Source organism: Rhizobacter sp. P1_G5 (assembly GCF_056405435.1).
The window spans coordinates 1-8,745 of sequence record NZ_JBFUCB010000225.1; the positions used below are offsets into that span (position 1 = coordinate 1).

The 8,745-nt window shown below is 68.5% G+C and carries 8 protein-coding genes; 4 read left to right on the forward strand and 4 right to left on the reverse strand.

The window, feature by feature from the left end; translation table 11 throughout:
• Both AC1D12_RS16630 and AC1D12_RS16635 read left to right on the forward strand, forming a co-directional pair.
• Window positions 1–2,384 (forward strand): transporter substrate-binding domain-containing protein (locus tag AC1D12_RS16630; RefSeq protein ID WP_477841621.1); only part of this gene is annotated, 2,384 nt, incomplete at its 5' end.
• Between the two features lie 128 nt (window positions 2,385–2,512).
• On the forward strand, window positions 2,513–4,603 hold the full coding sequence (locus AC1D12_RS16635; protein ID WP_477841623.1) for a PQQ-dependent sugar dehydrogenase: 2,091 nt from the start codon (window positions 2,513–2,515) through the stop codon (window positions 4,601–4,603).
• A gap of 29 nt (window positions 4,604–4,632) precedes the next feature.
• Here AC1D12_RS16635 and AC1D12_RS16640 read toward each other — a convergent pair whose 3' ends face one another.
• Window positions 4,633–5,190, reverse strand: a complete 558-nt coding sequence (locus AC1D12_RS16640) for a helix-turn-helix transcriptional regulator (RefSeq protein WP_047512364.1) — start codon at window positions 5,188–5,190, stop codon at window positions 4,633–4,635.
• A gap of 130 nt (window positions 5,191–5,320) precedes the next feature.
• On the opposite strand from AC1D12_RS16640, the gene AC1D12_RS16645 reads away from it, so the two are divergent.
• Both AC1D12_RS16645 and AC1D12_RS16650 read left to right on the forward strand, forming a co-directional pair.
• Complete coding sequence (locus AC1D12_RS16645; protein ID WP_047511740.1) at window positions 5,321–6,034, forward strand: hypothetical protein; 714 nt, start codon at window positions 5,321–5,323, stop codon at window positions 6,032–6,034.
• Window positions 6,031–6,645, forward strand: coding sequence for a hypothetical protein (locus AC1D12_RS16650; RefSeq protein ID WP_477841625.1), 615 nt, complete (start codon window positions 6,031–6,033; stop codon window positions 6,643–6,645). The genes AC1D12_RS16645 and AC1D12_RS16650 overlap by 4 nt, the downstream gene beginning before the upstream one ends.
• Before the next feature lie 8 nt (window positions 6,646–6,653).
• Here the strand turns inward: AC1D12_RS16650 and AC1D12_RS16655 are convergent, their stop codons facing one another.
• The 3 genes from AC1D12_RS16655 to AC1D12_RS16665 form a co-directional block, all read right to left on the reverse strand.
• On the reverse strand, window positions 6,654–7,178 hold the full coding sequence (locus AC1D12_RS16655) for a hypothetical protein (protein ID WP_477841627.1): 525 nt from the start codon (window positions 7,176–7,178) through the stop codon (window positions 6,654–6,656).
• Window positions 7,178–8,362, reverse strand: a complete 1,185-nt coding sequence (locus AC1D12_RS16660; RefSeq protein WP_477841629.1) for an AAA family ATPase — start codon at window positions 8,360–8,362, stop codon at window positions 7,178–7,180. Before AC1D12_RS16660 ends, AC1D12_RS16655 begins: the two co-directional genes overlap by 1 nt.
• Before the next feature lie 81 nt (window positions 8,363–8,443).
• Window positions 8,444–8,745, reverse strand: a 302-nt coding sequence (locus tag AC1D12_RS16665) for a molybdopterin dinucleotide binding domain-containing protein (RefSeq protein ID WP_477841631.1), incomplete at its 5' end; no start/stop codon positions are given.

Consider the following 8,745-nt stretch of genomic DNA (forward strand, 5'->3'; position numbering starts at 1 on the left):
GGCTGGTGGCCGTGATGGGCCTGGCCGCTGCGTTCATCCTGCCGGCCACGGCCCAGCCGCAGCTGCCATCCCCCACGCTGCGCCTCACCGATGCCGAGCGCGCGTGGGTGGCCCGGCACCCGGTGGTGCGCGTCGGCACCTCGCCCGGCCTGCCGCCGTATTTCACGTTCGGTGCCAATGCCGAGCGGCCGCAGGGCTACGTGATCGAGCTGATGGACCTGCTGGCCGAGCGCAGCGGGCTGCGCTTCGACTACCAGCGCTCGCCCAGCCAGGCCGTGCTGCTGGAGACGCTGGCGCGCGGCGAACTCGACGCGGCGGCCTTCACGCCCGCACCGGCCGACGGCGAGGGTGCCTTCCTGCACACCCGGCCGATGCTCGGCGCGAACATGGTGCTGGCGGTGCGGCGCGACATCTCCGACGTGTCGCCCGCCACCGAGTTCGGCGGCTACCGCGTGGCCGTCGAGGCGGCCTCGGCGGCCGACGGCCTGCTGGTGTCGCGCTTTCCCGGCGCGCAGGTGCAGCGCTACGACAGCGCCGAAGCCGCGCTGCGCGCGGTGGCCTCGGGCGATGCCGACCTCTACATCGGCTACCGCCACGTCGCGGTGCACTACATCGAGAAGAACCTGCTGGCCAACGTGCAGGTGCGCGGCGGCTTCGGCCCCGGGCTGACGGCGCTCGGCCCGGCCGTGCGGCGCGACCTGCCGCTGCTGCACGCGGTGCTCGACAAGGCGATGGCCTCGGTCACGCAGAGCGAACAGGCGCAGCTGGCGCGGCGCTGGCTGCCCGACGATGGCGACGGCATGCCGCACAGCGTGATGCTGACCGACGCCGAGCGCCGCTGGGTCGATGCGCATGGCCGCATCCGGGTCGGCTACGACGCCGCCTTCGCGCCGATCACGCTGCGCAACGACCTGACGCAGCTGCGCGGGCTGGGTGCCGACTTCATCCGGCTGTCCGCCGGCAAGGTGGGCGTGACGATCGAGAGCGAGATCGGCGGCAGCTTCGCCGAGATGTACCAGCGCGGCATGAAGGGCGACATCGACGTGCTGGTCGGTGCCGCGCGAACCATGCAGCGCCGGCAGGATTTCGATTTCGTCGGCCCGTTCCTGCGCGTGCCCACCGGCATCGTCACGCGCAGCCCCGACGGGCCGCTGGTGACTCGCCTGGGCGAGGTCGGCCACATGCGCATGGCCTTGCTGCAGGACCACTTCCTGATCCCGCAGCTGAGCAGCCGCTACCCGGCCATCCAGCTGATCACGTTCCCGACGCAGGAGGGCGCGCTGCAGGCGGTCGCCGACGGCCGGGCGGATCTCGCGATCGGCAACCTGAAGGTGGTCAACCAGCTGATCAACGACGGCCTGACCGGCCGCGTGCGCGTGACCGGCACGCTGAGCGATGCCGACAGCGAGCTGTACTTCGCGGTGCGGCGCGAGCTGCCGGAGCTCTCGCACCTGTTGCGCAAGGGGCTGGATGCGGTGAGCGCGGCCGAGGTGTCGGACATCGAACGCCGCTGGCTGCTGGGCAGCGGCACGCTGAGCATGAGCCGCGAGCAGGCGGTGCGGCTGGGGGCGGTGCTGCTGGCGACACTGCTGGTGCTGCTGACCTGGTTGCTGCTGCTGCGGCGCGGCAACCGGCGGCTGCGGCAGGCGCGGCAGATCGAGCGCGATGCGCGGCGGCTGGCCGAAGAGAGCACCGCGGCGCGCGGCCGCTTCATCAGCTACCTGACGCACGAGCTGCGCGGCACGATCGGCGCCATCGGCACCGGCGCGCAGATGCTGAAGGACGACCTGCCGCCCGAGCGCCGGCAGCGGCTGGCCGATGCGATCAGCGAATCGGCCGAGGGTTTTCGCAGCTTGCTGGAGACGACGCTGCAGTACGAGCAGCAGTTGGAGCGCCGCGTCGAGCTGCAGCTGGCGCCGACCGAGTTCGCGGCGCTGTGGCAGCAGATGATCGCGCCGCTGGAGCTGAGCGCGCAGGGCAAGGGCCTGGGCTTCCGCGCGACGCTGGAGGCCGACGGCGCGGCACGCGTGCTGATCGATGCGCAGCGGCTGCGGCAGGTCGTCAACAACCTGGTGGGCAACGCGATCAAGTTCACCAGCGAAGGCGAGGTGACGGTGCAGGGACGGCTGAAGGGCGAGGGCACGGCGGTGCAGCTGGAGCTCGACGTGTGCGACACGGGGCCGGGGCTGACCGAAGAGGACCGGCTGCGCCTGTTCCAGCCGTATGCGCAGGGCGTGCAGGGGCAGAAGCTGCGGCAGGGCGCGGGCCTCGGGCTCGCGATCACGCGGCAGATCGTCGAGGCGATGGGTGGGCGGATCAGCGCCGAGGCGGCACCGGGGGGCGGGGCGGTGTTCCGGGTCAGCGCGACGGTGGTGTCGGCTTGATGTACTGCGCCTGAGGGTTGTATCCGTCAGACACCCCACGAGAACGCTTGTTTACATCGTGGAATTGAAATTCCACACATGATGCCGCCGGAACGAATGTTCACCCAACATCGCAAGGAGGCGGCGCCATGGAACTCAGGACGATCTTGAAGACCCCGCGAGTGAAGCCGCTGCTGCGGCTTGCATCGGGGACACCGTTGGCCTTCATGGCGGCGCTCGCGCTGTCGGCCGCACCGGCCTGGGCTGCCACCACCACGCTCGTCGGCAAGGCCAGCGGCCGTTGCATGGATGTCAGCGGCAACAGCACGACGGCGGGCGCCGCCATCCAGATCTACGACTGCCACGGGGGCGCCAACCAGAAGTGGGAGTTCACCGCCTCGGGTGAGCTGCGCACCTTCGGCGGCACCCGCTGCCTCGATGCCAAGGGCCAGGGCACCACGAACGGCACGCGGGTCACCTCGTACACCTGCAACGGCCAGGCCAACCAGCAGTGGCGCTACAACGCCAACGGCACCATCACGGGTTCGCAGTCCGGCCTGTGCCTCGACGTCGTCGATGCCAGCAACGCGCAGCGGGCCGCCGTGCAACTCTGGGCCTGCCACGGCAGGGGCAACCAGGTGTGGAACCGCAGCGATGGCGGCAGCAACGACGCGCAGGCGCCGTCGATCCCCGGCAACCTGAAGGTCGCCAACCTGCAATGCCGCTCGGTCACGTTGTCGTGGTCGGCCTCGACCGACAACGTCGGCGTCGCGTTCTACGACATCTACCACGATGGCCAGGCCATGGCCTCGGTGAGCGGCAGCACGCTCAGCACCACGCTCACGCTGAACCCGGGCGCGCAGTGGGGCTTGTACGTGAACGCCCGCGATGCGGCGGGCAACGTCTCGCAGGCCAGCACCACGCTGCCCATCACCGTGCCGCAGTGCAGTGCCGACACCGAAGCGCCCACCATGCCCGGCGGCCTCACCGGCTCGGTGGCAGGCACCGCCGCCACGCTGCGCTGGAGCGCCTCCACCGACAACGTCGCGGTGAGCGCCTACGACGTCTGGCGCGACGATGCCAAGGTGGGCTCCACCTCGAACCTCAGCTACACCGACAGCGGTCTCGCGGCCAACACCACCTACCGCTATGCCGTGGCCGCGCGCGATGCGCAGGGCAACGTGTCGCAGCGCACCACCAGCATCAGCCTGACGACCGGCAGCTCGTGCAGCAATCCGGTGTGTTCGGTGAGCCAGGTGACGACCGACACCGACATCCCGTGGGGCCTGGTCGCGCTGCCCGATGGCAGCGTGCTCTACAGCCGCCGCGATGCACAGGACATCGTGCGACTGAACCCGGCCACCGGCGCGAAGACCACCGCCGGCAAGATCCCGAACGTGTCGGGCACCGACGGCGAGGGCGGCCTGATGGGGCTCGCGGTGACGCCGGCCTTCCCGGCCACCGACCCGTGGCTCTACGTGATGCACACGACGGCCACCGACAACCGCGTGATCCGCCTGAAGTACGTCAACGGCACGCTGGACACGTCGACCCTGCAGGTGCTGCTGAGCGGCATCCTGCGCAACAAGTACCACAACGGCGGCCGCCTGCGCTTCGGGCCCGACGGCAAGCTCTACGTGGCCACCGGCGATGCGCAGAACGGCGCCAACGCGCAGAACACCAGCGGCCTGAACGGCAAGGTGCTGCGCCTGAACCCGGACGGCACGCGGCCCACCGACAACCCGTTCGGCAACTACGTGTGGAGCTACGGCCACCGCAACCCGCAGGGCCTGGCCTTCGATGCGCAGGGCCGGCTGTGGGAGCAGGAGTTCGGCGACAGCACGATGGACGAGACCAACCTGATCCAGAAGGGCGGCAACTACGGCTGGCCCGACTGCGAGGGCACCTTGTCGCGCAGCGGCAGCGGCTGCGCCACCTCGGGCTACATCGCGCCCAGGCACACCTACCCGACGGCCGACGGCTCGTGCAGCGGCATCGCGATCGTGCGCGGCGTGCTGTACGTGGCCTGCCAGCGCGGCACCCGCGTGTACCGCGAAGTCATCAGCGGCGACAGCCTGACCAACGTGCAGGAACTCTTCCGCGGCACCTACGGCCGCATCCGTACGGTGGAGCCCTCGGTCGACGGCAACCTGTGGATGAGCACCACCAACAACGGCGACAAGGACAGCACCGCCAACAACAGCGACGAGAAGATCTTCAAGGTGATCCTCGGCAACTGAGGGAGGGGCGGCGTGTCACCGCGCGGGCGTCACGCCGCCAGCAGCTTGTAGATCAGCTCTGGCGTCGTTGCCGCGCCGTACTTGCGCATCAGCCGCGCGCGGTACACATCGACGGTGCGCGGGCTGATGCCCAGCCGCTTGCCGATCAGCTTGCTGGTGAGCCCCTCGATCAGCAGCGCGGCGATCTCGCGCTCGCGGGCCGTCAGCTCGGCCTTCAGGCGGCGGCGCGACGACAGGTCCTCGAAGCTCCAGATGCCGGCCGCATGCGGTTGCGCCGGGTCGAGCGCGCGGCCCGACACATGGCACCAGAACAGCTCGCCGCGCTGCGGGCCGTCGACGCGCTTCATCACGCGCTCGTCGGCGTACCAGCCGTTCGCATCGAGCGCGGCGACGATGCGCTCGCCGGTGCGCTCGAACTCCTCGTGCGTCGGGTACAGCATCTCGAACGACTGCCCGACCAGCTGATCGCGCGCCGCACCGAACATCGCGAGCACCTGCTGGTTGCAGTCGACCATCAGCCGGTTGCGCGACAGCACCAAGCCGACGGGGGCGAGGTCGAAGGCGGTGCGGTAGTCGAGGGTGGGCATGGTGGCGAAAGTCACTGCGTCGAGGCGCATGTTACGAGCTGCACCCTTCTATGATCGGCGGGAGGCGCGGCGAGGTCGCGCGCAGGGAGTGGCGATGGCAGGCGCGAGAGTACCGGCGACAGGGCATATCGTGAGCACGGCGGGCGCGACAGGCACCAGCATCGTGGGCAGCACGCTGTACGTCAACAAGGTGGGCAGCGATGGCTGGCTGCAGGCCAAGGCGGACAGCGGCGGGCTCGTGCCGCTGGCCAAGTACACCAAGCTGATCGCGACGCGCACCGACAGCGGCCGCACCTTCTTCAAGGTGCTGGACGGCCCGAGCATCGGCAAGGTGCTGAGCCTGGGCGACGCGAATGCCAAGGAGTACCTCGGCACGAAGGCGCCGGTGCCTTCGCTGGCGCAGATCGTCGTCACCTACGGCCGCTACGTCGAGGACTGGTACTCGCCGGTGCGCAAGCAGAACTTCCAGCAGCAACTCGCCACGCTGGAAGTCGGCAGCATCAAGATCCAGGTGACGATGAACTCCGACTGGAGCGGCAGGTTCTACCCGCTGCCCGCCGGCGACTACACCGTGCTGCTGCCCGATGCGCCGCACAACAAGGACATGACGCGCTACTACCGCGAAGGGGCGCCGAACCTCAAGTACGACCAGGTCTGGTTCCCGATCAAGTACGGCGACAACAGCCGCTATGTGCACGTCGGCAATGTCTCGGACGGCTGCGTCACCGTGGTCGACCTGGATCGCTGGAACGACGTTCACGAAGCCCTGGTCAGCCATCGCGGGCCGGACGGGCTCAGCGTGGCCCGGCTCACCGTCCGGGGCACGCCGGAGAAGGCTCGATGAAGGCCTCGATGCGGCGTTGGGTGCTGTGTGCGGCGGCGCTGGCCRGCACGGCGAGCATGCCGCTGGTCGTCTCTGCGGACGGCCCGCCGATCTCCGCGGAAGCGGCACGTGCACTGGCGAACATCGAAGCGGATCGCGGCAAGCGCACGGCCGAAGACCGGCGCGCCGCCGAGCGATTGACGGTGGAGGGCGATCGCGCGTACCGCAAGCAGGACTACGACGCCGCGTACCGGGCCTACTTCAATGCCTACCCCAACTTCCCGACCGCGTACGCCTACCTGCTGGCCGGCGATGCCCGGTGGCGATCGGCAGTGCAGTTCCAGGAGCGCCGCGCCGGGCAGCCCGCACCCGATGGGTCGACCTGCCTCGAAGCTGGCCATCGGTTCGCGCGCGAGCTGACGATGGACCTGGCGAACCACTACGAAGTCGGCCTCGCACTGGCGCAGCGCGACAGCGCATTCCGGCGCAAGTATCCCGACCTGGCCGGCCGGGCGCGCGGGGCCGCATCGTGCCTGCAGGCGGTGGCGGCGCAGGCCGAGACGGCGCCGCCTCACTCGTGCGTCGACATCCCGCGGCTGCGTGCCTGCCTGGGCGAGCCGCTGCTCAAGTGAGGCAGCGGCTATACGCCGAACACGGTCAGCAGTTGATCCAAGGTCGGGACGCGAGCGCGTGCCGCATCCAGCACGGCGCGCGGAAAATGTCTGATGTAGACGGTCGGATCATGGGCCGGCAAGCCGAGCAGTCGCTCGAACTCACGCTTGTGTTCCGGGCTGCGGCGTTCTGCGGCGCGTCCCACGATGTCCAGCAACCAAGCTTCGCAGCATGGCTCCGACTCGACGACCTGGATCGATTTCGCCCTGGCCTTCTTGCGCACCGCGTCGCTCCATCCTTCATCCGTGTCCAGCAAGGCGGCGCAAAGATCGTAGGCGGCATTGGCGCTGGCGCGGATCGCGCACTCGACCACGTGGCCTGCACCCTTGCCATGGGCATTCTTGATGGTGACGCTGAAGCCCTGGCCGCCTTGGGTGTAGAGCCTGCGCAGGTGGCGCAGCAGCACCTCCTCCGCGTCGCCTTCGCCCATCAACAGTGCTGTTCGACGAACGGTGCGAACCACCGGGCGCGAGCCCGTCTTGCGTTTGGCCATCAGAGCTGCGGAACCGCGCCCAGTGCGCCCGCCATGTACTTGGCGTAGAGGTTGTCGTCCGAGCGCAGGCCCTTGATGGAATCGCCGCGGTAGGCCTGGCTGACGCAATCGCGCTTTTCAACGAACAGCATCTGGGCCTTGCTCAGGATCGTCAGCACGTGAGGGGCATGCAGGCTGAAGAGCAGCTGGGCCTGGTGAGGGTTCGTCACCGGGCTCGCGAAAAGAGACAGCAAGGGCTCGAGCATGTGCGGATGCAGGTCGGCATCCAGTTCATCGATCAACGCAACGCCACCGGTGTTCAGCAAGGGAAGCAGGCGTGACAGGAGAACGAAGGCCGCCTGCGTGCCGCTCGACTCCTGGTGGAAATTCAATCGATGAAGCTGGCCATCGGGCTTGGCATGCACGCCGAACGGCAACCACTGCTCCGACTTGCTTCCATCCACCGGGTCTGTCTGTTCGAAGCGGAGCAACTCCACGTCGGCCAAGCCCAGGTCCCAGTCCTGGACCAGCGACGACATCTGCAGGTAGAGCCGTTGCTCGGAAGCGAAGACCCGGGCTGCCGATGTCAGCTGGGCCGAGTCGAACAGCCTCCGTCCCAGTGCATCGATGTTCGTGATGAGATTGAAGCCGGCGACATGTTCAGCCAGTTCCACGCCATATTGGCGTGCCGTGGAGACCAGGGAGGCATTCGGGCGTACCTTGGCAGCTTCTGCGGCCGGCATGCCGAAGCCCTGTTGCCTGACCTTGTAGCCGTCCTGTGCATCCAGCTCGCGGGTGAACACATAGTTGAAGCGGGTCTGCTTGCGATACAGCGCCTCGAAGATCACCCGCCGGGAGGTGGCGTGAAGCTCGTAGCGCCAGAGTGCACCATCGACGTCCTCTGCTTCCACCTCGATTTCCGTGGGCTCCGATTCGTGAGCGAAGTGAGGTTCGAGCGAGATCGGATCGTCCGGCTTGGACTGGAAGGAATGGGCCATGAACCAGGCAGCGAAGACGAGTGGCTTCAGCACCCTCGTCTTGCCCGCGCCGTTGGCGCCCATCACGCCAAGAGCCGTGCTCAGTCGCTGGCCGCCCTTCGAGGTGACTTCCCAGCCCCGGAATGCCGCCTTGTCGCTCAGCTTCAGCGACACCTCGGTGCGCTCGGCGAAGCTCTCGAAATTCTTGAAGGCGTAGGTGTGCAACATGGCTTTCTGCCTCTGCAAAAGCCAATACTGCCATGATTCAACATTATTCTGTTGAAAAGTTGTTTTATGGGGGCTGAATGCTCACCCTGGTTTGATTTGCACCGCGACCCCGCCCAGCACCGCATTCCCCGACAGCGGATCCCGCAGCGCATCGTCCAGCACCGCGTTGAGGTTCGCGCCGGGCCGTTCCGCGGCCACCGCGAGGCGGACCCCCGGCAGCGCATGGCCCCAACCGTGTGGCAGGCTGATCACGCCGGGCATCACCTCGTCGCTGACCTCCACCTGCACGTCGATCGACTGATCCCGCGCACCGGCGATGCGCGCCTGCCCGCCGTGCTGCAGGCCCCAGCGGGCGGCGTCCTCCGGGTGGACCAGCGCGGTGC